The following is a 24397-nucleotide window of genomic DNA, read 5'->3' on the forward strand; positions in this document are numbered from 1 at the left end:
ATGATAGAAAGCTTAAAATTTGGGGCGAAGCAATAAAACTCAGGATGGGTGTGACATGCGTAAGTTGTGGTTCTTCGGGCTGATTTTTCTATCACTAACGGCTTGCAAGAAGGAAGATAAATTGTTTAGCGGTTATGTCGATGCCGACCTGGTTTATTTGTCCGCAGATTTTGGGGGGCGGCTTACCGAGCTTGCGGTGCTTAGAGGTCAGTTAGTACCCAAGGATCAATTTCTCTTTAAACTGGAGCAAACCAGTGAGCTTTATAGCGTAGATAGGAGTGAGTTAACCAAACAATCACTGCAAGCTCAACGCGAACAAATCCTCAGCCAAATTCATTATAATGATGTGAATTATCGTCGTATTGTGGATATGCGCAAACAAAATGCCGCAAGCCAAAATGATTTGGACGCAGCGCAAAGAGATTTAACTGTTTCTAAGAAACAATTGGCTGATCTTGATGCAAAAATTAAAAGCAGTGAGGTAGATACGGCCGATAAGAAATGGCAAGTTACCCGCAAAGAAAATTTTGCTACTGATCGTGGAATTATCTTTGATACTTACTATACCCGCGGCGAGTTTGTACAAGCAGGTTATCCGGTCCTTTCGTTGATTACCAAAAATAATATCAAAGCGATTTTTTTCGTTCCGGAGGCCCAATTAAACCGCGTCCGGCTTAATCAAAAAATTAATATTAAAACTAATGCCAATGAGCGTTTTGCGACAGGGCACATTTACTATATTTCCAACATTGCCGAATACACGCCACCTATTATTTATTCCCGTGAAGAACGTCAACGCTTAGTTTTTAGAGTTGAGGCGAGGATTGATACTCCCGATTTAGAAAAAATACATCTTGGGCAGCCAGTAACTTTGGAATTAGCTGATGAGTGATCTTGCGATTGATGTAACTAATTTAACAAAAGAGTTTGATAAAAAACTGGCAGTAGACCATATTTCTCTACAAGTAGAAAAGGGCGCTATATTTGGTTTTCTTGGTTCTAATGGCAGTGGTAAGACGACTACCATTCGTATGATTTGCGGTTTGTTATCTCCTACGGATGGCTCAGGTTATTGCTTAGGTTATGACATTCGCACGCAAAGTGATGAGATCAAAAAACACACCGGCTATATGCCGCAAAAATTCAGTTTTTATACCGGTTTAACGGTCTATGAAAACCTACGTTTTGTTGCTGATATTTTCCAAGTAAAAAATTCAAAGCAAGCCATTGAGGCAATGATCAATGATTTGGAGCTGGAGCGTTATCGCAAAGTACAAGCCGGCAATTTATCTGGTGGTTGGAAGCAGCGTTTGGCTTTGGCTTGTAGTTTACTGCATCAACCGAAAATGCTCTTTTTAGATGAACCCACTGCCGGAGTTGATCCTAAGGCGCGAAAAGAATTTTGGGATTATTTGTATAAGATCTCTTCCCGTGATGGTACCACTATTCTAGTAACCACCCATTATATGGATGAGGCTGAAAAGTGTACGGATTTGGCTTACATCAACATTGGGAAATTATTGTACGCGGGACGTACCAAAGATTTGGTTCCACAATCCCATGTTAAAACCTATGTGCCGGAGATAACACGAGAAGAGCAAAATTCATTAATGGAACAAATTAATGGCAGCTATCCGAATGTTTTGGTTTCCATTGTTAATAATGAGTTACGGATTTCCTCTCGTAATCATGAGACTTTGCAGAAACTCATCGAGGAGCATGCTGAGGTATCATTTAAAGAAGTAACGCCCTCTTTTGAAGAGGTTTTTATTGGGTTAATGCGATGAAGTTGATCCCTGCTCACGCTATTTCTCTAGCACGTCTTACAGGCTTAATCCGGAAAGAGTTTATTTTGATCACCCGTGATCGCGGCACCATTGCCATGCTCGTTATTTTACCTATTATGTTGCTCATTCTTTTTGGTTTTGCTATTGAATTTGATCCTAAGCATTTACCCACTACCATTATTAGTTATGACAACACGCCATTAACGCGAAGTTACGTGAGCGGGCTTGAGGCTTCGGGTTATTTTAACGTGCAGACTAAAGCATCCACTGAGTATGAAAAAGATCAAGATTTTGCAAATAGTAAAATCAGTTTGGCTTTTACCATTCCCCCTAATTTTATGCGTAAATATATTCGTAATGAAAACCCGCAATTATTGGTGGAAATTGATGGTTCCGACCCGGGAAGTAGTGCCAGTGCATTAGGTAATGCGCTGCCTATATTAAATCAAACATTAGATACCTTTAATAAACAAGGTTTAGGTTCACCGTCTCCTATAAAATCGTCCAGAAGTGTGAATCTAACTATCCATCGGCTCTATAATGAAGCCAACATTAGTTCTTACAATATTGTTCCTGGACTTATCGGCGTATTACTTACCCTAACTATGGTGATGTTGACCTCCACTGCCATTACCTCGGAAAAAGAAGCCGGTACGATGGAAATGCTGTTAAGCACCCCGTTAAAACCAACCGAGATTATTGTGGGTAAAGTGATACCCTATATTGTTTTAGGTTATTTGCAATTAACCAGTATTTTAGTTTTTGGTAAGTTACTCATTGATATTCCCACCGAAGGCAGTGTTTTATTGCTTTATATTGCCGCCGCCCCTTTTATTATCGCCAACTTAATGGTTGGCATGATTTTTTCCACCCTAGCTAGTACGCCAATGCAAGCCATGCAGCTTAGTGTTTTTTATCAATTACCCTCTATGTTTTTGTCTGGTTATATTTTTTCTTTTTATGGCATGCCGGGATGGGCTCAAGGAATCGGAAGATGCATGCCCATGACTTATTTTACGCGGATAACACGGGGAATTTTATTGAAAGGCAATACGATAGGCCAGATTGTACCCAATATTTTACCAATTATCTTGATCGCGGTGGTTTTAGTTTTCTTAACAGGAAAAATATTTAGAACAAAACTTGATTAAAATGTGGAGGAGTACGCCCTCCAATTAGCTTTAAGTTTTACTTGCCACGCTACTTCTGTATTACCGCGGCTTTGACCACGGTATCCAGTATAGCTGGTCAATTTTTGGTAATTCGGTCGTCGATAAGGACTATTTAATTTAGGACATACCCTAATGAAACAAATGATTATTTTCTGCACCTTGTTGATTATTTTGCTAGGAGGTTGTTGCAAAAACTGTAAGGTCAATGACCCAGTGACATACCCCAAAAATACCCGTAGTGGGGTTAAATATGTCCAGGATAGAGGGGAGTTAAATCGAGTTGCCTGGTGGAGCAAAATAAATGATCCTCAATTGACACATCTTATTGTTCAGGCGCTGAAAACCAATAACAGTATTAAAGGCTCCTTCGCAACCATTGAACAAGCACAAGCCCAGCTTAAAGCCGCCCAATATGCGTGGATTCCAACTTTTGATGCCAGTGCGAGCGGTTTTACTGGTGGCACTTGGAATGCTCATGTTACTCCTAGTAGCCAATTGGCTAATAACTCATTTTTTGCCAACTTCCCCAGACCACGATTTAGAGGCTATTATGCAGGTTTTGTACCCAGTTATACCTTGAATGCCTTAAGCAATATCAGCAATATTAAATCTGCTAAAGCTGCTTTAGCGATACAACAAGCACAGGCGCAGTCAACCAAATTGAGTATCATCAGCCAAATGAGTGGTACCTATTTTATGCTCTTGAGTCAGCGCGAACAGTTGGCCGTGGAACGGGCATTGAGTCGTGATTTGAAAAAATTGCGTCAACTAGAGCAAGTACGTTTCCGAAAGGGGGCTAGTGATTTAGAAACGCTGACCAGTATTGATCAACAATTAGCGCAAGAAGAAACTAAGATTCCTCAGATTGAGGGGATTATTGCTCAAAGTGAAAATACTATTCAGCTCTTATTGAATCAAAACCCCGGGCCTGTGAAGACACAGCGTAGTTTACTAACACTGAATGTAAATCAGATTATTCCAAAACAGTTGCCATCTTCTGTTTTAAAAAACCGTCCTGATATTATGATTGCAAGCAATAATGTCAAAATGTCTTATGCGCAAATAGGCGTTGCTTATGCAGAGTTTTTCCCAACAATTAGTTTAACTGGTTTAGTGGGTAAGGCGTCCGTGGATTTAACCAATCTTTTAAAAATAAGTACCAATTTGTGGGTGACTCAGGCGATAGCTTCAATGAAAGTTTTTAATCCGAGCGCCTATCAAAACATTAACTCAGCGAAAGCAGGGTTTAAAGCAACTTATTACAATTATCTAGAAACACTACGTAGCGCTTTTGCTGATGTCGATGATGCTTTGACGAATGAGCAAAAAAATGAGCTAGCATATTTGCAAACGCAAAAAGGATATTTGGCCGCTAAACGATCTTATGAGCTGGCTTTAACTCAATATAAATCAGGAGCGAAAGATTATCGCACTGTGATTAATGCCAAAATCAATCTAGAACGCAGTAAGTTGAGTTTAATTCAAGAAAAAGCGCAGTTGCTTGATGGCATTGTGCAAGTATATACCGCGGTTGCTGGTGGCTATGATGCGGCTTAGTTTAATCGCCTATAAAGAAAACCGGGTTGCAAGCAACCGGGTTTCCTTTAGAAATGTGCTGAATGAGCAACTTCCCAATCCTTTTTGTAGCTTTCAGGAATATCAGAACCTAACAATTGCCCTGGTGTTAAGTACTCATAAATCTGGTCAAAGCTTTTAACCTCATCCACCCCCGTACGTCTCATAATATGCGAAGGTTTTAAATCACTAGGATTGTCCAAGCCTAATGCCCCTACCATTTCTAAAAAGCTTTTGACTGTATTTTTATGAAAATTAGCGACACGATGTTTTTTTTCGTCAACAACCAAGCCATATTGCAAGCGTTTATTTTGAGTGGTAATCCCGGTAGGGCAGGTATTGGCATTACATTGTTTGGTTTGCAGACATCCAGTGGCGAGCATCATGGCTCTAGCCGCGTTACACATATCGGCACCAAGGGCAATATTGGTGAGAATGTCGAAGCCATTAGCTACTTTTCCACTGCAAATAATACGGATTTTATCTCGAACATTAATTCCCACTAAGGCGTTATGTATAAAGACTAAGCCCGCCTCTAAGGGCGTGCCAATAAAGTTGGTATATTCTACTGGAGCAGCTCCAGTACCACCTTCTGCACCATCAACTGTGATAAAGTCAGGGAAAATTTTTGTTTCTAACATCGCCTTACAAATCGCAAAAAACTCATCTCTACGACCTACGCATAATTTAAAGCCAACGGGCTTGCCCCCTGATATATCGCGTAATTTTTTAATAAATTGAACTAACCCAACGGGGGTTGTAAATGCGGTATGGGCAATAGGGGATAAGACATCTTTGCCCATAGGGACTTTTCTTGCTTTAGCTATTTCCTCAGTAAGTTTTGCCGCAGGTAATATCCCACCATGAGACGGTTTGGCACCTTGAGAAAGTTTGATCTCAATCATTTTTACTTCGTTACGATTGGCTTCTACGGCAAATTCCTTTTCATCAAATTCCCCCTCTGGAGTGCGGCAACCAAAATAGGCTGTACCAATTTGGAAAACCAGATCACCACCTTGTAGGTGATAAGGACTTAAACCCCCTTCCCCTGTGCTTTGGTAAAAACCTCCGATCAGCGCGCCCTTATTCATGGTCATTATGGCTTTCCCTGATAATGCGCCAAAACTCATGCCGGAAATATTAAGGCGTGAAGCTTTATATGGTTGTAGGCAATCAGGGCCACCGACTATAATACGGGCTTCGACTTCCGATGCATGTTTCGGTGCCAGAGAATGCAAAGCCCAGGTGTAACCTACACTTAAAATATCGCGTTCGGTGCCAAAAGGGATCGTATCTCGGGTATTTTTAGCTCGTTCGTAGATTAAAGAGCGTGTTTCCCGGTTATAGGGGAGCTCACTTTCATCTGTTGCAATAAAATATTGTTGAATTTCCGGACGGATAAATTCTAGAAAGTAGCGAACATGCCCCAAGACTGGAAAATTACGTAAAATCGTGTGTTTTTTTTGGGTTACGTCATAAATCCACAGAATGATGACGGGGGCGAGAAATACCAGAAACCACCTGATATCTTTCAACATGATAAATATCGCAAGTGCGATTAATAAAATGATTCCAAAACCGAGATACCATTGGCGTCTCATCGCTAACTCCTTTTAATTTACAGGCGTCCTAAGGATTTTATTTTATGCCTTGTAGGTTGGACCCATGGCCCAACATTGAGTTCCTGTGTGGTTCGATACCTCGTTGAGCCGGGGCCCAATTAATCCATTTCTGGAGCGCGCTCAATCTCGCCATTTACCATCTTATTAATTTTGTGTTCTAAAGAAGTAATAAATTGGGTGACCTGATGGTGTTGTTGTGCTTGCTCGCTTTTGCACACTACTAACTCATGACTAATATCCAGGGCGGCCAACAATAAAGTGTGGAAATCATCCAGTTGTTTGGTCTTCTTTTTATTAAGCATGATTTGATTATTAAGCTTTTGCGCTGCGAGTACTAAATTAGCCTCTTCACCTTCTGGGCATTTAATTTCATAAGATTTATTTAGTAATTTAATAGAGCATGATTTTGTTTGTGTCATAATTAGGCCTTCGAATCGCTAGAGGTATGGAGTAAATAGTAGCAATTTTGCTTGCAAGCAGCAAATACTGAGGTGAACCGCTGCGCCAAATCGGTTATCATGAGGCATTTTTTTATAGATGAGTTAATTATGTCTGCTGAAAATGAACATTGGACCTTACCTGATTACGATCATTTTGTTGATGCGATTTCTTTTTTGTCATTGCCGGTTTCTGCCAGTTCATTACATGGAATGATGTGTGGCTACCTTTGCGCCGGAGAGGATTCTCAAGGCGAATCGTATTTGCGCGCCTTGTTGAATAATAAAAAAGATGAGCAAAGCCGTAGTGCTTTGTTAGCCTTATTCGCAGTTTTTTCTATTAGCCAACAACAAATAACTCATTTTGATTTTAATTTTCAAATGATGCTTCCTGATGAGCAAGAATCTTTGTTGGAGCGCGCGTTGGCATTTAGTGAATGGTGTGAAGGCTTCACCCAGGCATTAACTTTATGTGGAATTGGGGCTGATCAGTTCAATGAGGAAGAGGCGCAAGATGCCTTACAACATATGCTTGAGTTTGCCGAATTGGATTGTGATACTTTAGATGTAGGCGAAGAAGATGAACGTGCATTGATGGAAGTAAGCGAATACGCACGCATGGCGGTAATTCGTTTGCACGGTGATTTAATGATGAATGAACGAAATCGTGGTGTAACCCATTAATAAGGATGTTGGTATGATTACTCAGCAAGAATATCAGGCAAGACGAAATAAATTAGCGCAGCAGTTACCCGAAGGCAGTGTTGCGATTATTATCGCGGCACATGAACAGTTACGCAATGGGGATGCCCATTATCGTTTTCGTCAAGACAGTAATTTTTATTACTTAACTGGCTTTAATGAGCCGGATGCCATCTTAGTGCTGATTGCTGGCAAAGAAAGTCAAAGTATTCTCTTTAATCGCCCACGGAATCCGGCTGCGGAACAGTGGACAGGTAGACGTTTAGGGCAACAAGGTGCTGTAGAAGAGTTAGGAATGCAACTGGCGTTTTCTATTGATGAAGTCGCCGAAGAGCTCCCAGGCTTATTGAGTGGTAAATCAGCCGTTTATTATTCCCTTGCCCGTAATGCTGAGTTGGAACAATTGATTATGGATTCCCTGGCGGTACTCAAAGATCAGGTGCGTCGAGGGGTTCAAGCGCCACATTGCCTTTGCGATTTGGAGCCTATTTTAGGTGAAATGCGCTTAATTAAAAGCGAGGCAGAATTGGATTTAATGCGTCAGGCGGCGCGTATTTCAGTAGATGCTCATCTGCGTGCCATGCGTCAATGCAAAGAGCTGCGTACCGAATACCAATTAGAGGCCGAATTGATTTACGAATTCAGCCGTCAGGGTTGCCGTAGCGTGGCCTATGATCCGATTGTGGGTGGTGGTGAAAATGCTTGTGTATTGCATTACACTGACAATAGCCATCCGTTAAATTCTGGAGACTTGGTGTTGATTGATGCCGGTGGCGAATATGAAAATTATGCTGCAGACATTACCCGAACGTTCCCCATTAGTGGTAAGTTCAGTCCAGAACAAAAAAGTATTTATGAGCTCGTACTTAAATCACAAAAAGCAGGTATTGCGGTGGTAAAACCAGGTGCGCCCTGGAATTTAGTACAACAAACCATCCTTCGCGTTTTAACAGAAGGCTTATGTGAGCTCGGTATTTTGCAGGGCGAAGTCGATGAGTTAATTATGCAGGATGCCTATAGACCTTTCTATATGCATAATTCGGGGCATTGGCTTGGCTTAGATGTGCATGATAGTGGTCTTTATAAAATAGACGGTGACTGGCGTCCTCTAGTACCTGGAATGGTATTAACGGTTGAGCCGGGTCTATATATTAGCTCGAATATCCCGGGCGTCGATAAGCGTTGGTGGGGTATTGGGGTACGTATCGAAGATGATGTGGCAGTAACTGCTACTGGTCATGAAGTATTGACTGGGGCGTTACCTGTTGATGTGGCTGACATTGAGGCATTAATGCGTGACTAGTAAAGAAATAGATATTCTGATTATTGGTGGGGGCCTAACTGGAGCAACGTTAATGTTGGCGTTGCAAGGGCTTGGATTTAGTTGTTTGTTAGTGGATGCGCATGCTTTTGGGCATAAAATCAATCCTGATTTTGATGCTCGTTCTTTGGCACTTTCTCCCGCGAGTCAGCGTATTTTAACCATGCTTGGTGTTTGGAAGCATTTAGAGACGCAAGCAACACCCATCGAGATGATTCATGTTTCAGATCAATCTCATTTTGGGGCATCGCGTTTATATGGTGAAGTTGATGCGCCTTTAGGCCATGTTGTGGAAATGCAATACATCAACCGTGCTCTGCATCAACTGTTGGAGCCTCAGCAGATTTTGGCCCCAGCTACGGTTGAGTCCCTCGATCTCAGTAAGAAGACAGTAACGATTAATACGGATGCTGGACAAATAAATGTTGCTGCCCGTTTAATTGTTGCGGCTGATGGAACTCATTCTGCCGTACGACGTTTCTGCGGCTTGCCTTCACAAACGAAGTTGTATGGACAACAGGGGATTGTTGCCAATATTGGCTTGAGCCAGCCACATGCTGGACGTGCTTATGAACGGTTCACTGCTCATGGTCCTTTGGCGTTATTGCCCATGCAAGAAAATAGAATGTCTTTAGTGTGGGCGGTGCCTGCTAAAGAAGCAAGTCAATTGCTGGCATTATCTGATGATGAATTTTTACGTCAATTGCAACAGACTTTTGGATACCGATTGGGCCGTTTTACTAAAACCGGCAAGCGTTCCTCTTTTCCTTTACAGCAAGTGTTAATGCCGCAACAAGTTAAAGAATCTGTGGTTTTTGTGGGAAATGCTGCACATACCTTACACCCGGTTGCAGGCCAAGGATTTAATTTAGGGCTTAGAGATGTAGCTACTTTAGCACAATGTATTGCAAAGCATGGCTTAAATGCGGAAATGTTGTCGCAGTATGTGCAACTAAGAGTCCATGATCAACGTATCATTACGCGCTTCACCGATGGTTTAATTAACCTATTTACCAGTCGCTTACCTGGTTTAGGAATTGCTCGAGGCTTAGGTTTAGTCGCTCTTGATAATATTCCTAGCTTAAAAGGTCTTTTAGCACGCTACGCTCGTGGATTTGGTGGTGTTGTTCCCGATTTAGTCTGTGAGATTGCGTTAAACGAACATGACGCATAAGCCTAGAGGTAAATAAAATGAGTTTGCAGTTTAACGTATTAATCATTGGTGGTGGGGTTGTTGGATTAACTGCAGCGATTGCCATGGCACAACGTGGTTATACTATCGCAGTAATTGATGCCGGTTCGTTAACGGTTGATATGAGTAAAACCGATTTACGTGTCTATGCGATTAATCAAGCCTCACAGACCTTGCTACAGCAATTAGGTGCATGGCAGCAGTTAGAACAATCTCGCCTTTCACCCTACAGCCAAATGTATGTTTGGGATGGAGTAAATGGTGCCCATATCGATTTTGATTCACGTTGTGTGGCCAGTTCACATTTGGGCACGATTATTGAAGAATCCGTACTCAAGCAGGCATTATTACACCAAGCTGCCCAATATTCTGAAATTCATTTATTTCCAGGCTGTTGTGTGGATGCAGTGCATGAGGAGTCTCAGGGTATTAAGGTCTGTAGCCAGCAACAGAGCTGGGACGGACAGTTATTAATGGTTGCCGATGGCGCTAATTCACCGGCCCGGCAAAAACTTAAGGTTCCATTAACCACTTGGCCTTATCAGCAGCAGGCAATTGTGGCGACAGTAGCTGTAGAAAAAGCGCATCAGCATACAGCATATCAAGTATTTAATCCTGATGGCCCTTTAGCCTTTTTACCGTTGGCAAATTCTAATGAATGCTCTATTGTTTGGTCGACCGAATCCGAACGTGCTAAAAAATTGATGGAATGTACGGATGAGCAATTTAATGAGGAGTTAACTAAGGCATTTGCTAAAAAGTTGGGTTCGGCTCATTTAATCAGTACTCGTCATCAATTTCCTTTGCAAATGCGACATGTGAAGCAGTATACCGGTGCTCGTTGGTTACTGCTTGGAGATGCTGCTCATACGATACATCCTTTAGCCGGTCTAGGTTTAAATGTAGGGCTAGCGGACATTCATTCCTGGTTGCAATGTTTGGATGCTGCTCAAGGCCATTTAGTGTCTAAAAAGGCCTTGGGCTCCTATCAACGTGAACGCAAATATGCCGTATGGCAAACGATCGCGCTGATGGAGGGATTCAAGCGATTATTTAGTAATTCGTTTACCCCTATGGTGACTTTACGGGGATTGGGTTTGGACTTTTGTAATTCTTTTATGCCGCTTAAGCGTTTGTTTATTCAACACGCTCGCGGTGTAAGTTGAGGTGTTTGGGGGATTAAACACCCGTTTGTGTCTTATGTAGGCTGGGCTTGGCAGCGCAGCCTAGGGATAAACACGAGGAAGTATTTATCCTACTCGCCACGAGCAAACGTGCGACGGCTAAACGCCACTTTTTCTGCTACAGATTCATTAGGATGTTCTTTTTGATGGGCTTCAATGGTGCGATAACGCTTAAGACCACCTTCCCGGTTTGCAATTTGAATGTTTAATCCCGGACGTGCATTCAGTTCCAGCATTAAAGGACCATGGTCTTTATCGAGCACAATATCCACGCCAAGATAACCTAAACCAGTTAAATCATAACAACTGGATGCGATCTCCAATATTTCATTCCAATAGGGAACTTTGATTCCAACAATAGGGTTTAGGGTGTCCGGGTGATAATCAATTGTGTCATTATGAAATACCCCACCTAATGTTTTCCCTGACGCTAAATCCACGCCAACGCCAATGGCACCTTGGTGCAGGTTTGCTTTACCGCCAGATAAACGGGTGGGAAGTCTCACCATTGCCATCGCGGGATAGCCTAATAATGAAATAATGCGAATATCAGGAATGCCTTCATAACTTACCTCGGCAAAGATGGGATCTACTACCACGCGTTTTTCGATAATAGCGTAGTCCGAAGAACCACCCAGACTGTAAGCACCAGATAATAAGCACGATAAATGGTAGCTCAACTCTTGGGCTGTAGTAAGCTTTCCATTAATTTGGCGATAACGTCCGTAGACTTTATCTTTAAATACTAAAATGCCATCGCCCCCAGAACCTCGAGCAGGCTTCACGACAAAATCATCGTAGGGCGCAAACAGGGTTTCAATTGATTTAATTTGCTGCTCTGTTTCGATGATTTCATATAGGGGGGGAACGGCAATACCGGCTTGCAGGGCTAATTTCTTAGTCTTAAGTTTATCATCAACCAAGGGAAACAATTTTCTTGGATTATAACGTAATACAAAATCTGTATTTCGTTGATTGATGCTTAATATCCCATGATCTTTTAAACGGCGAAACAAATTAATCATTATTCTCTCGCAAGCGCTTTAAAGCGTTTTAACTCAAACAACCGATAGCCACGATATTGGCCAAACCATAAAATCAGCGCGAGTAATACTAAAAGTAATTCGGGGAATGCAAAAATTAAATACTGAAGAGGCTCATAGCTCATTGCCCAATAAGAAATTACCGCAGCAAATAAACTACCAGCGCCTGATTTGATTGCCTCTGACGCACCGCGCTCATCCCAAGTGATGCACATACGCTCAATAGTCATGGTTAAAATAACCATGGGGAAGAGGGCTACGGATAAACCTGCATCCAATCCAAGGTTTTGACTGACCACACTAATAAAGATCATGAGCAGGATGACTACCGTAAGAATGGCAGCCAATCGCGGTACCAAAAGCAGCCGCAGCTGATCGAGATAAAAGCGTGCTAGCAGTCCAAAGGACACAACCGTTACAAACAGACAGATACCCCAAATGACATGGGTTTCTCTAAAAGCTAAGGCAATTAATACCGGCATGAAGGTCCCAAACGTCTTAATGCCGATAAAATTACGGAGAATTAAGATAATAAAGGCACCGATAGGGACGGTGAGTAAGATTTTATAGAGTGCTTGTACATTTACGGGAAGTTGCAGCAACGAAAAACGTAATAGTTGAGAATCGGACTGTAAACCCCGGGATTTTGCAATGCTTAAGGCATTAATGGGGGTTGGTGATACCGTAATATTAAATAATGGTTTTTTACCACCAGTAACATTAAATACGGGTTCATTGCCGTACTGCCAGATCAAAAAGTCTTTGGGCAAGCCTGCGCCGCCTGTTTTGGGATTAATGTAAATCCAGTTTTTACCATTAAACACGGCTAAAAAGAATTTTAGCTCGGCTTTATTTTGCTGCGATAAGTAAATACCTTTTACCGGCATTGCCGAAATTTTTGATTGATTCAAAATTAATATGGAGGCATTAATGATTTGTTCATCAGAGAATTCGTTACCCACCAATAGCTTGGCATTTCCATCTTGCTTATTTAATTCTTTAACCGTACTTTGAGCGAAAGTCTTAATATCTGCGGAAGTTTGCCTTACTTGATTGGTAATTGTTTCTACTGCAGATTTCTGGCTTTCATTCAATGGCTGTGACTTAATTGCAGTGGGAGTGCCTAAGGGGGAATCATTGGCTTCAGCTTGTCGGAATATTGCTCGATAATACAAGGACTGGGCGCCATGTGCTCGTCGTATGGACCACACTGTTTCTCGGTTATCCCCATTGAGGTTAGTGGTCACTCCATAGTTTCGCGACACAAAATACTCATCGAGAATGGCGAAGTGCGGGGGTAAGTAGGGAATATTGAAACTTGCTTTAATGGGGGTGCTGGGGTCAGCAACAAAGCGTAAGTTAGACTCTACCATCCAACTATTGACTGTTTCTGTATCCGTTAGCGGCACGTCCAGTACGAGATGCCGATACAAAAAGATTCCCGTTCCTAAAATAAATAACGTGAGGATAAGACCATAAACGTGACGCGTATTGTTTTTCATTATTTCTTACTGCTCTGGGTTTTAACGGTAAAAGTTAAGGCAGGATCTACTGCCCCATTAAAGGCAATAATGGCATCTCTACCCAATAATAAAGGATAATTGAAACGTTTGCGGTTAGTTAAATTCACTTTAATTGTTCTAACTTGATCTCCAAGCTGCATTGCAAGTAATACTACAGGACGTTTAATGGGCTCATGAGGTAATAAGCCGGAGCCATTTTCCCCTACACGGACTTTAATTTTTACACGGCCTTTATATTCCCCTTCGAAAATGTAGTCTCCATTTTTAGTGGGCACGGTAAAGCGTAAATAGGGTACCCCTTTTACGTTGACTTCTGAAATATTGGTTGCATTTAATGATGCTGATTTAGCTCCGGTATCTAATTTTGCAGATAAGACTAAGTCTTTCTCCGGGAATGAGACTTTTTCAACATAACCATAAATGTGTACTGCATCTTTTGCCATAAGGGGTCCAGTCATTAGTGACATAAAAATAAAGAGAGCAGATATTGTTCTCATTTAATCCTCGTTCCTGAGTTGTATATACCTTAAAAATTATCAAGGTATAGAGGTTTCAAACGTGTTGGAGCAATATCGTAGCAGGTTTGCACTCTAAGTCACAGTCTGTAAATGGGTTTCATTAAATATTTTTTGTCCGGAGAAGATTGTGTTATCATTAACGATGGTCGGCGAGATTGTATTTTTTTGATTCAGTGTGGATTTATAATTGACATTAAGGATGGTAAAGAATATAATGTCTTTCAATCTTAACTGATGGCCCGTGTGACGCATGTCTCTTAAGAATGAAGAAGATTCGTCGAAAAAGCGTAAAGAATTGGTGTTCTTGTTGGCTATTGCCAATCTTATCGATGCGCAAACTGTTCTCCTAGCCCAAGAGCTGGAGAAAGATCGTACCATTCACCACGTCTATAACGTCTTTGACTCCCTCAGCTCTTCTTATAGCATGTTCAAATTCTTTTTTGAAGTTTGCATTTCCAGCAGTAATGATCCTGATTTAATGCGTCGAGTCTTGTGTTCCCCCCAAGGAATGTCCTTATTTATTGGCGAAGCCCTGTTTTTAGTTAGCTTTGCTTTTTTCGCAAGTTATTTTGAAAAAGAAAAAAACAAAGAATCCGGAAAACGCGATGAGATGAAATATCTTATTGCCAATTCCTGGCCCTATTTTCGCGACATGATGAAAGGGATGAAAAATGCATATAAGGGATGGAAAAGCTTAGTTCAAATTATTGGTATTTTAAATGCCGCAGATCTAAAGTTTCTCATCATTCCTATTGGATTGGCCTTAGGGCTGGTGGCGACCCTTAACCGTTTTCTACAGCGTTCGACGGAAGAGCAGCGTAAAAAGAAAATGAATGCTAATAAAGACCTGTTAAAGCGTCTCTCTGATAAAAGCATGCCTTTTTTAACTAAAGAAGAGCATGAAGATTATTTAAACGACCCAAGTAAAATCCAGTATCAAACGATGAGCGAACGCGCAATGGACTTGATTGCACGTGCCTTAGGTGGTTTGATTGACAGTCTTTATTTGTATGCCGGCGTAGTTAGTCTGGCCGTCTTAACACCTCAACTATTTGCCGTTATGTCGGGATTCACAATCATTTTTTCCATGGCTTGTGTTGCTGCACGTATTTATGAAGGATATGAAGCGCAGCGAGAGCTATTGGCAACTCAAACGCGTTGTAAGCTTGCGTTAGTTGCTAAAGAACTAGAAACGACGTATGGAAAGTTAGTGCGCTCTGACAATGTCTATTCCCAAGATATGAAGAGTGACGTATCCCGCTTAATTGCACAATTTATTTTGTTACAACAAGAATTAAAAGAACAAACGACCCCAAGCTATGGCACAGTATTTTTTTTAGGGGTCAAAAATGGTTTATTCGCCTATGGTGTATTAACCAGCTTTTTATTTATGGCTACGTCTGTATTTAGCGTAAGTACAGCCCTTTTCCCACCTGCATTATTAATTGCTATTATTTCATCGGGTATTGCATCAATTATCAGTGTTACCGCTTTTTTGATGCACGCTCATCACCAATATTTGCAGGAGCAAAGCCAGAAGCATACGGTTGCTGATGAGTCGCTCCAGCAGCTTAGCCAGTTACAGAATAATATAACCTGTGACAATTGCACAGTACCCTCATTTGAAACATTAAAACAATGGCTCAGTGATGTGCGTAAGCCCGCAGACACTCAAAAGTCGTTAACACAAGAGTGGCTGGAAGTTTTTCGCTCCTTCTTTTCTGGTATTTCCAAAGGAAATAATTTTGCCACGTTAATTGCCTTAGCGTTCTTACAGACGGATCCTCAAGACCACGATCATGGTCCATCGGCTATGCTCATGCTTACTGTCGCGAGTGCGGCGGTATTTTCAGCAGTTTTATCGCTGCGGGCTTTAGCACGTGGATTAGGGAAAGAGAATAAGGCTAAAAATAAAGAAAGTCTGAGTGTAGAAAAAACAGTGGATGAGGGAACGAAAACCAAGGTCGCCGGGGAATCAAGCGAGAGTTCTAAAAATTCTCCGCCTGCTTCCCTTAAAAGAACTCTTTCCTTTCAAAACATTTACAACTTTTTCAGACCAAATGAGACACCATCACCCACAGTTACTCCGCGGGAGCATAAAGTTCAGGGTTTAACGTAGGATCGTTATACATTTTAAATTGATGATAAACTCTAAAAGTACGTTTTTTTGCTAAAATTTCATTCAAAAAAGTATCTAAACAAAAAGCCAATTGTTCTAATTGTTGCTGAATCACTATTAACTTGTCGTAACACGTGCGACGATGCTCATCGTTTACATCCTGACGCTTGGTTTGTAGGGCCATATGGTATGACTTAAGCGCTAAAATAGACAATCGATCAATGATCATTCCTGGCGATTCTGAGTTAACCGGGCATTGGTCGTGGGTCGCAGGCTGTAAAAGGTTAAAAAGCCATGTATCCATTGCTTCCATCCGGTTATTGCGTGCTTGATTGCATTGGTCAATTTCCCGTTTAGCCTGATAGACAAATTCAGAGCCCATATCATCACGACGGGCGCGATCTTCCGCATGCCAGAGTTGATAATTAAAAGCGTGATTTTCTTCAACTAGACGATAGAAGCCATTATGTTGAGATGAGACTCCAGAGGCTTTCCATTGATTAATACATGCGTGATGTAGTTCAGTAATGGTTGATGTCTGAATTTGTTCCGACATATTTTATCCTGCAAATATAAAAAACACGAAGTGTACCCTAAAAAAAGTAATGGGATCTATAGAAAAGTGGTCGTTTAGTAGCCAAAATATTTTTTGTAAATGGTTTCATACGTTCCATCCGCCTCCATTTGTAATAATGCGGCATTAATTTTATTGATTAGTTGGGCATTCTTTTTCAAGGCGACGATGCCATAACCCATGCCAATATCAATCGGTTTTCCAATCATCTTTAGATTCTGTACATTATTGGTAACGTACTTACTCACGCTGGGGTTGAGGAGTAAAGCATCAACTTGCCCAGAGGTTATTCCAGAAACTAATCCATTAATTCCATCATATTCAATGATGTTATCTGCTGCTGTAAATTTGCGTAACACGGTATTTTTGATGTTATTTGATTTTAGCACACCGATTTTTTTGCCTTTGATATCATCTATGGAATGGATGGTGGTATTACTGTTTAAAATCATAAATTGACTTTGGCTGGGTAAATAGGGAAGGCTATACAGGTAATCCTCATTGGGGGTCAATACTACGGGCGCGGGCAAGAATGCTATATCCACATTGCCTATGCGCAAAGCAGCTAATTGCTTGTCCACATCAGTGGCTTTATAAGTGCAAGTATTGCCAGTACGTTTACAGATTTCATTCATTAATTCGATGCAAAAACCATAGAATTGCCCAGTATGGCCAACTTCTGAGGCAAATGGTGGAACAAATCTTAAAACACCAACCTCAACCTGAGCTCCAAATGCGAAAATATTTCCCAATAAAAATGCTAAAAAGGTGATAAGCTTCATGCTAAGCATCCATGATGGATATATTTTTAAATTTAGGCTGCAAAGAGATTGGTGTCAAACTCACGAAAGCTTATTTGATTTTACAATTATTTTTTGGCCAGACAACGATCGAGTGCATTCGCAAAGGCAGTTCTTTCCTTGATGCTTAAAGTAGGTGGTCCTCCAATATTATGGCCGCTAGCACGTAGTTGTTCATTGAGATCACGGATATTTAAACGCTGCCTAATATTATTTGCAGTATAAAGTTCACCCCGTGGGTTAAGAGCGAGGGCATGTTTGGCAATTACTTCTGCTGCCAGCGGAATATCTGCAGTAATCACCAGATCATGTGCTTGAACATGGGTTACAATATAATGATCGGCTCGATCAAACCCCTTTTCTACCTGCACGGCACGAATGAAGGGAGAGTTCGGATAGTTGATAAAGGAATTAGCGACTAAAGTCATTGATGTTTTAGTGCGATTTGCCGCACGAAATAAAATTTCTTTAATGACTTTGGGGCAGGCATCGGCATCTATCCAGATGTGCATGTTGGGTTGTTCCTTTTTTGACAGTTAAAGCGGGTACCATTTCGAAAACGGTACTAGTAAGCAGTACAGGGTAATTATATAATTTTTATTATAAAGTGATAAAGCATCTATGGAGAACAAACATGAAGGTTATAGCAATTTTAGGATTATTGGCGCTGTCTTCATCAGTTATTGCGGCCGAATCTAAATTACCCGTTGGCTGTCAGCCGGTGATGGTGCAGGGGAATGCGGTAACCATTCAAGCGGATAAAAAAGCTTTAGTTTTTATCCATAATATTACGGCTATTGATATGTGGGTGACTCATCCGGTGAAAAATCCCGGAGCGAGTGCCGGTTGGACCAGCCGCTTAGAAGGCGGAAAATGGGCGGCACTGTCCTTAGAAAAAGGTCCCTTTGCATTGACTTGTATTGAATCCAGACCCGGTCATGAGCAGCAAGTTCCTTGTGAAGGCACCATTGCTGTGTGCAAATGGAACAAAGTGAAGTTTCCTGAAAATGCGCAAGGAACGTTTTGGGCTGCAGAGAATATGTCTTTACCTGCATTAAAAGCTGCAGTTGGTGGTCGAGGTTATGTCTTACCTCACTAACGGATAAATCATTGCTACTTATAAAGATAAGTGGTAGAAGAGAGCAAATTATGATTAAGTTATACTATGACAATAAATATAAATGTGGTGAATAGTGAGTAAAAAACCAAAAGATCCCTTTCATGAGCGGGAAAGTGAAAAATACGCCGATCCCATCCCTAGTCGTGAATTCATTATGGATGTACTTAATGAATACGGCAAGCCGATGTCGCGCAACCATTTATTTGAAAAGCTACATTTAGATGAGCATAAGCAAGAGACACTGGGATTTCGACTCAAGGCCATGTTGCGTGACGGGCAAATTATGCAAGATCGTCGCGGACGCTTTTGCCTTCTACAAAAAATTAATTTATCCCGGGGGACGGTACAAGGCCACCCAGATGGTTTTGGTTTTTTCATACCGGATGATGGTTCGGATGATATGTTTCTCTCCGCCAAGGAAATGCGCGCCGTAATGCATGGCGATATTGTTTTAGCCTATCAGGTAGGGGTCGATCGACGTGGAAGGCCAGATGCTAAAATTCATGAGGTTTTAGAACATGCTAATGCGTCCATTGTGGGGCGGTTTTTTACCGAGCATGGCGTGTCTTTTGTTTTGCCGGACAGCAAGCATTTAACGCAAGATATTTCCATTCCGCAAGAGTTTGTTAATGGCGCTAAAAATGGCCAAATCGTTTTGGTTGAAGTGATCGCTTTTCCCAGCAAACGGGCGCAAGCTATTGGTAAAATTATTCATGTATTGGGAGAGCATATGGCTCCAGGCATGGAGATCCAAGTTGCAATCCATGCTCACGGCATTCCTTTTGAATGGCCTGATGATGTCAGCCTCGAAGTAGCAAAAATCCCGCAGCAAGTAACTGAAGATCAGATTAAAGGACGCACCGATTTACGCTCTTTACCTTTTGTGACCATCGATGGTGAAGATGCTAAAGATTTTGACGATGCCGTTTATTGCTATGCAAAACCCAAGGGCGGTTTTCAGCTTTATGTTGCCATTGCAGATGTGAGTAACTACGTCCAACCAAACTCTGCTTTAGATAAAGAAGCTGCTCGTCGTGGTAACTCAGTGTATTTTCCGGGTAAAGTAGTACCGATGCTACCTGAGGCTTTGTCCAATGGTTTATGTTCACTAAATCCCCATGTCGATCGCTTATGTATGGTTGCTGAAATGGCAATTAGCAAAGAAGGTAAAATTGCACGCTCACGTTTTTATCGTGCCGTGATTCATTCTCATGCTCGGCTAACCTATACCCAGGTCGGTAATTGGTTGGAGCAGGGTGCTAGTGATGAAAAACATGCACCGCTATGGTCAATGATTAGCGGGCTTTATGATTTATATAAAGTTTTATTAGCCACGCGTAAAATTCGTGGCGCCATGGATTTTGAAACGACTGAAACACGTATTGAATTTGATGAGAATAAAAAAATTAAATGCATTGTCCCCGTGATTCGTAACGATGCGCATAAATTAATTGAAGAATGCATGCTAGCAGCTAATGTGGCGACAGCTCGTTTTCTTGAACGTGCAGAAATTCCTACTTTATATCGGGTACACGCGGCTCCGGAAGAAGATAAAATTACAGCTTTAAGGCAATTTTTAGGGGAGTTGGGATTACAATTATCTGGGGGTAAAAAGCCGGGACCTAAAGATTTCCAGCGCACTATGAATGCCATTGTTGATAGACCTGATAGGCATTTGATTGAGACGGTGATGTTGCGCTCTTTAAAACAAGCGCATTATGTTGAGGCTAATGAGGGGCATTTTGGGCTTGCCTATTCGGCATATACCCATTTTACTTCGCCTATTCGTCGTTATCCGGATTTATTAATTCATCGCGCGATAGGACATCTCTTGGATAAGCATCCAGTTCCTGAGTTTGACTATTCGCATGATGACATGAATCGTTTAGGCAAACACTCCTCGATGACAGAGCGACGCGCAGATGATGCGACTCGCGAAGTGGTGAGTTGGCTTAAATGTGAATATATGCAGGATAAGCTGGGGCAAGTCTTTAAAGGACGTATTTCTGCTGTAACCAGTTTTGGGATTTTTGTTGAATTAGATGAAATTTTTGTTGAAGGTTTAGTGCATGTTACTTCATTGAAGAATGATTATTATACTTTTGACTCTGTAAAACATCGACTTATTGGTACCCGAGGCGGCCAAGTATATCGTTTGGGCGATAAAATGACCGTTTTAGTTGCTCGAGTTGATTTAGATGAACGTAAAATCGATTTTGAGCCAGTTGTAGAGGACACAAAAAGCCATGAGTGAGCAATTTGTTTATGGGGTGCACGCTGTTTCTGCTTTATTAGCTAATCCACATCGAGTTATCCGTAAGCTGTTTATCAGTCAGGAGCGTATGGATAAACGCGTGCAGGATTTATTAGATAAAGCCTCACAGGCAAAAGTCAGTATTGAAAAGCTAAGTGCGCAACAAATGAATCAGCGTTTTGCTGATTTTAACCATCAGGGGATAGTGGCTAGTGCCTCTGCATTGCCAGACTATAATGAGTCGCATCTTCTTGCCTTATTCGAAGCAAGCAAAAGTCCGGCATTGATCTTAATTCTTGATGGCGTTACCGATCCGCATAATCTTGGGGCTTGTTTACGTAGCGCCGATGCAACCGGTGTTGATTTTGTAGTCATTCCTAAAGACAAAAATGCCAGCATTACTCCTGTAGTCAGTAAGGTTGCATGTGGTGCTGCTGAATCGGTACCGCTGGTGCGAGTTACTAATTTAGTGCGCAGTATGGAGTTGTTGAAAGAGCAGGGGGTCTGGATTTATGGCGCGGCTGGAGAGGCGACGCAATCACTATATCAAACAGATTGCACTGGTGCGATGGCTATTGTAATGGGGGCTGAAGGTGAGGGTTTACGCCGCCTAACCCGCGAACATTGCGATGGCTTATTTTCTTTACCCATGCTAGGCAGCGTTGATAGTTTGAATGTATCGGTAGCGACTGGCGTTTCTTTGTATGAAGTACTAAGGCAAAGGAAAGGGAGAGGGTTTTAATGAGTGATTTAAAAATGAAAGCGGCAAAAGCTGCTTTAGATTATATTGAAAATGATACAGTAGTTGGCATAGGCACCGGGTCTACGGTTAATTTTTTTATTAAAGAGCTCGCAACAATCAAACATAAAATCGATGCTTGTGTTGCCAGTTCCAAAGCCACTGAAGCGCGATTACGTGCTGAAGGCATTCCCGTGCTAGATTTAAATTCAGTGCAAGAGTTGCCAGTATATATTGATGGAGCCGATGAGGTGGTCATTCATGGTGAAATGATTAAAGGCGGTGGCGGGGCGCATACTCGGGAGAAAATTGTTGCTGAAGTAGCCAAAAAGTTTATCTGTATTGTGGATGAGTCAAAGGTCGTCAGGCAGTTAGGACAATTTCCACTGGCTATCGAAGTGATTCCCCTGGCACGGAGCATGGTTGCTCGACATTTAGTGCAATTAGGTGGGGATCCTGAATATCGAGATGGGTTTGTTACTGATAATGGAAATATTATCCTCGATGTGTTTAATCTAAATTTTGATAATATGCAGGCGTTGGAAGATCGCTTAAATACAATTCCTGGCGTGGTTGAGAATGGGTTATTTGCTCATCGTTTAGCCGATGTTATATTGGTTGCTTCGCACGAGGGTATCAAGAAATTAAAAGGGTAATTGAATATCGTTAAACGCTCTCCTCCGAATGTAGGCATGTAGGTTGGGTTATGGGCCCCCACATGCCTATAATCCCCTAAGTTGACAGCTGTTAGCGCGGAAGAAAGGATGAAAAAAATAAGTTTCAAGCAATTTAACTAAGGTTTTAGAATCATGGGTAAGTGCAAAGTATTTGTAAATCGAATCCTCAACATGAAAAAAATCAAATTAATTGGTCTGGACATGGACCATACCTTGATTCGTTATCACTCCGAGAACTTTGAGTCTCTCGTGTACCAGTTAGTCAAAGAACAATTAGTAGCAACAAAACATTATCCGGAAGCAATTAAAAAGTTAAATTTTAATTACCATGATGCAATTCGTGGTTTAGTGGTTGATCGTAAAAACGGTAATATTTTAAAGCTAAGTCGCTATGGGGCTATTAGACAAAGTTTCCATGGTACTAAATTAATTGATTATGCTGAGCAGCAGAAAATTTATCGCAGTACCTATGTGGATTTAGGCGACCCAAACTATATGGCAATCGATACCTCATTTTCTATTGCCTTTTGTGTCCTCTATGGGCAATTAGTGGAGCTTAAAGATACCCTAGGCGATGGTATGCCCAACTATCCAGGAATAGCTCAAGATGTGCAAGCTTGTGTGGACAAGGTACATTCAGATGGTAGCTTAAAATCGATTATCAGCAAAAACTTATCTACCTATGTAATCAAAGATCGTGTTTTGGTGGATGGTTTAAAACATTTCATTCATCATGGCAAAAGAATATTTATACTAACTAATTCTGAATATTCGTATACCAAACTTCTTTTAGATTATGCAATCACTCCATTCCTCAACAAAGGGGAACGTTGGGCTGATTTATTTGAGTTTGTAATTACCTTAGCCAATAAGCCACGATTTTTTTACGATAATTTGCGCTTTTTAGGCGTAAATCCGGCTGATGGTGCCATGCATAATCTCATCGGCCCTATTGTTCCTGGTATTTACCAGGGAGGGAATGCTAAAAAATTTACTGAGGATTTACGGGTACGTGGAGATGAGATCCTGTACATTGGGGATCATATCTATGGCGATATTCTTCGCCTGAAAAAAGATTGTAATTGGCGTACCGCGTTGGTTGTCGAGGAGTTAGGTGAAGAGATTGACGCACAAATACGAGCTATGCCTATTGAGCGGCAAATTAGTGAAATGATGGAAGTGAAAAAAGATTTAGAGTCGAACTACGTGCACTTACATACCCAAAGTATTGATGAAGGATCGACAAAATATCAGGAAGAACTGCAGGAATTACAGGCGCAAATTAGCCGTGTGGATGCGCAACTGACCAAACTAATCAAAGAGCAGCAAGCTTTTTTCAATCCTAAATGGGAGCGAATATTCCGTGCGGGTGCTGAGGAAAGCTATTTTGCGTATCAGGTAGATCGTTTCGCCTGCATCTATATGGAAAAATTATCTGATTTATTGGAGTGTTCCCCTATAACTTATTTCCGCGCCAATAGACGATTACTCGCGCATGATCTCGAGACCTAACCTCATAGTTTGGGGAGCTGTAGCCCGTATTAGCATGACGTACGGGCTCGAAGCATTATTTTTGCACTGCTCCCAGACTAATTTTTCCCTCATCCCCGTTCAGATAAGCTGAGGTCTGCTTTATTTTGGTTGGGGGGAAAATCTTTTAGAAAGAAATCTTATACATGATGTAACACGTGTAAAACGAGATCCTTTACCCGTACAACTTAAGTTTTTTAATAATAAAAAAGTAGTTTCAGTTTTTGCTAATGGAGAGAGTTACTTAACATTGACAAGCGAAAAGGCGGCAGATCAGACGGATTCAAACCGAGAAAATGTTTATCGTATTTATTTTAATCAGCATGAAGTAGTAAACAAACGATTACTAGACACGCTTTTAAAGAATAGTTATGAGATCAGGAATTATGCACTTCATAAAGCTTATGAGAGGCTAAATTTAGACGAACAGCTCTTTTCCTGTAACATTCTCTAAATCGCCCACATAGCCGGTATTATTCTATCCTAATACCGGCTATATTGGTTTTGC

The 24397-nt window shown here is 41.4% G+C and carries 22 protein-coding genes; 14 read left to right on the forward strand and 8 right to left on the reverse strand.

Going from position 1 to position 24397, the window contains the following annotated elements; translation table 11 throughout:
• The first annotated feature begins 55 nt into the window (after positions 1-55).
• From E1P08_RS07340 to E1P08_RS07355, 4 genes are all read left to right on the forward strand, one after another.
• Positions 56-892: an HlyD family secretion protein gene (locus tag E1P08_RS07340; RefSeq protein WP_133136381.1), complete on the forward strand. Its 837-nt coding sequence runs from the start codon at positions 56-58 to the stop codon at positions 890-892.
• Positions 885-1787, forward strand: a complete 903-nt coding sequence (locus E1P08_RS07345) for an ABC transporter ATP-binding protein (protein ID WP_133136382.1) — start codon at positions 885-887, stop codon at positions 1785-1787. Before E1P08_RS07340 ends, E1P08_RS07345 begins: the two co-directional genes overlap by 8 nt.
• On the forward strand, positions 1784-2938 hold the full coding sequence (locus E1P08_RS07350; RefSeq protein WP_133136383.1) for an ABC transporter permease: 1155 nt from the start codon (positions 1784-1786) through the stop codon (positions 2936-2938). Before E1P08_RS07345 ends, E1P08_RS07350 begins: the two co-directional genes overlap by 4 nt.
• Positions 2939-3091: 153 nt before the next feature.
• Positions 3092-4516, forward strand: coding sequence for a TolC family protein (locus E1P08_RS07355; protein WP_133136384.1), 1425 nt, complete (start codon positions 3092-3094; stop codon positions 4514-4516).
• A 47-nt stretch (positions 4517-4563) separates the two neighbouring features.
• Here E1P08_RS07355 and E1P08_RS07360 read toward each other — a convergent pair whose 3' ends face one another.
• The gene (locus E1P08_RS07360; RefSeq protein WP_133136385.1) at positions 4564-6135 is read right to left on the reverse strand and encodes an FMN-binding glutamate synthase family protein; all 1572 of its coding nucleotides are present in this window, start codon (positions 6133-6135) and stop codon (positions 4564-4566) included.
• Positions 6136-6254: 119 nt separating this feature from the next.
• Positions 6255-6575 (reverse strand): cell division protein ZapA, encoded by a 321-nt coding sequence (locus tag E1P08_RS07365; RefSeq protein ID WP_133136386.1) that lies wholly within the window; start codon positions 6573-6575, stop codon positions 6255-6257.
• Positions 6576-6704: 129 nt separating this feature from the next.
• On the opposite strand from E1P08_RS07365, the gene E1P08_RS07370 reads away from it, so the two are divergent.
• From E1P08_RS07370 to E1P08_RS07385, 4 genes are read left to right on the forward strand one after another with little or no spacing between them, the layout of a single operon-like run.
• Complete coding sequence (locus E1P08_RS07370) at positions 6705-7277, forward strand: UPF0149 family protein (protein ID WP_133136387.1); 573 nt, start codon at positions 6705-6707, stop codon at positions 7275-7277.
• Between the two features lie 13 nt (positions 7278-7290).
• Positions 7291-8598 (forward strand): Xaa-Pro aminopeptidase, encoded by a 1308-nt coding sequence (gene pepP, locus E1P08_RS07375; RefSeq protein WP_133136388.1) that lies wholly within the window; start codon positions 7291-7293, stop codon positions 8596-8598.
• Complete coding sequence (gene ubiH, locus E1P08_RS07380) at positions 8591-9790, forward strand: 2-octaprenyl-6-methoxyphenyl hydroxylase (RefSeq protein ID WP_133136389.1); 1200 nt, start codon at positions 8591-8593, stop codon at positions 9788-9790. Before pepP ends, ubiH begins: the two co-directional genes overlap by 8 nt.
• Positions 9791-9807: 17 nt before the next feature.
• Positions 9808-10974, forward strand: coding sequence for an FAD-dependent monooxygenase (locus E1P08_RS07385; RefSeq protein WP_133136390.1), 1167 nt, complete (start codon positions 9808-9810; stop codon positions 10972-10974).
• 89 nt (positions 10975-11063) lie between these two features.
• Here the strand turns inward: E1P08_RS07385 and E1P08_RS07390 are convergent, their stop codons facing one another.
• Genes E1P08_RS07390 through E1P08_RS07400 form a run of 3 tightly spaced genes read right to left on the reverse strand, consistent with a single transcriptional unit; the run spans position 11064 to position 14055 of the window.
• Positions 11064-12017 (reverse strand): alpha-L-glutamate ligase-like protein, encoded by a 954-nt coding sequence (locus E1P08_RS07390; RefSeq protein ID WP_133136391.1) that lies wholly within the window; start codon positions 12015-12017, stop codon positions 11064-11066.
• A complete protein-coding gene (locus E1P08_RS07395; RefSeq protein ID WP_133136392.1) occupies positions 12017-13537 on the reverse strand; it encodes an inactive transglutaminase family protein in 1521 nt (506 codons plus the stop codon). Before E1P08_RS07395 ends, E1P08_RS07390 begins: the two co-directional genes overlap by 1 nt.
• Positions 13537-14055 carry an ATP-dependent zinc protease family protein gene (locus tag E1P08_RS07400; RefSeq protein WP_133136393.1) on the reverse strand — a complete coding sequence of 173 codons (519 nt, stop codon included), beginning with the start codon at positions 14053-14055 and terminating at the stop codon, positions 13537-13539. The genes E1P08_RS07395 and E1P08_RS07400 overlap by 1 nt, the downstream gene beginning before the upstream one ends.
• A 271-nt stretch (positions 14056-14326) precedes the next feature.
• On the opposite strand from E1P08_RS07400, the gene E1P08_RS07405 reads away from it, so the two are divergent.
• The gene (locus tag E1P08_RS07405; RefSeq protein WP_133136394.1) at positions 14327-16195 is read left to right on the forward strand and encodes a hypothetical protein; all 1869 of its coding nucleotides are present in this window, start codon (positions 14327-14329) and stop codon (positions 16193-16195) included.
• On the opposite strand, the gene E1P08_RS07410 is transcribed toward E1P08_RS07405, so the two are convergent.
• The 3 genes from E1P08_RS07410 to E1P08_RS07420 form a co-directional block, all read right to left on the reverse strand.
• Positions 16158-16751, reverse strand: coding sequence for a DUF4254 domain-containing protein (locus E1P08_RS07410; RefSeq protein WP_133136395.1), 594 nt, complete (start codon positions 16749-16751; stop codon positions 16158-16160). The two genes, E1P08_RS07405 and E1P08_RS07410, sit on opposite strands and share 38 nt — an antisense overlap.
• Positions 16752-16825: 74 nt before the next feature.
• Positions 16826-17551: a transporter substrate-binding domain-containing protein gene (locus E1P08_RS07415; RefSeq protein ID WP_165485124.1), complete on the reverse strand. Its 726-nt coding sequence runs from the start codon at positions 17549-17551 to the stop codon at positions 16826-16828.
• Positions 17552-17637: 86 nt separating this feature from the next.
• Positions 17638-18081, reverse strand: coding sequence for a YaiI/YqxD family protein (locus E1P08_RS07420; protein WP_133136397.1), 444 nt, complete (start codon positions 18079-18081; stop codon positions 17638-17640).
• A 122-nt stretch (positions 18082-18203) separates the two neighbouring features.
• Here E1P08_RS07420 and E1P08_RS07425 point away from each other — a divergent pair, with 122 nt between their 5' ends.
• The 5 genes from E1P08_RS07425 (at position 18204) to E1P08_RS07445 (ending at position 23871) form a co-directional block, all read left to right on the forward strand.
• Complete coding sequence (locus tag E1P08_RS07425; RefSeq protein WP_133136398.1) at positions 18204-18668, forward strand: hypothetical protein; 465 nt, start codon at positions 18204-18206, stop codon at positions 18666-18668.
• A 94-nt stretch (positions 18669-18762) separates the two neighbouring features.
• Entirely contained in the window at positions 18763-20943 is a 2181-nt protein-coding gene (rnr, locus tag E1P08_RS07430) for a ribonuclease R (protein ID WP_133136399.1), read from the forward strand.
• Positions 20936-21685 (forward strand): 23S rRNA (guanosine(2251)-2'-O)-methyltransferase RlmB, encoded by a 750-nt coding sequence (rlmB, locus tag E1P08_RS07435; RefSeq protein ID WP_133136400.1) that lies wholly within the window; start codon positions 20936-20938, stop codon positions 21683-21685. Before rnr ends, rlmB begins: the two co-directional genes overlap by 8 nt.
• Positions 21685-22338, forward strand: coding sequence for a ribose-5-phosphate isomerase RpiA (gene rpiA / locus E1P08_RS07440; RefSeq protein WP_133136401.1), 654 nt, complete (start codon positions 21685-21687; stop codon positions 22336-22338). Before rlmB ends, rpiA begins: the two co-directional genes overlap by 1 nt.
• Before the next feature lie 153 nt (positions 22339-22491).
• Positions 22492-23871 (forward strand): HAD-IG family 5'-nucleotidase, encoded by a 1380-nt coding sequence (locus E1P08_RS07445; protein ID WP_133136402.1) that lies wholly within the window; start codon positions 22492-22494, stop codon positions 23869-23871.
• Positions 23872-24397: the final 526 nt, after the last annotated feature.

Source organism: Legionella rowbothamii (assembly GCF_900639985.1).
Lineage (GTDB): Bacteria > Pseudomonadota > Gammaproteobacteria > Legionellales > Legionellaceae > Legionella > Legionella rowbothamii.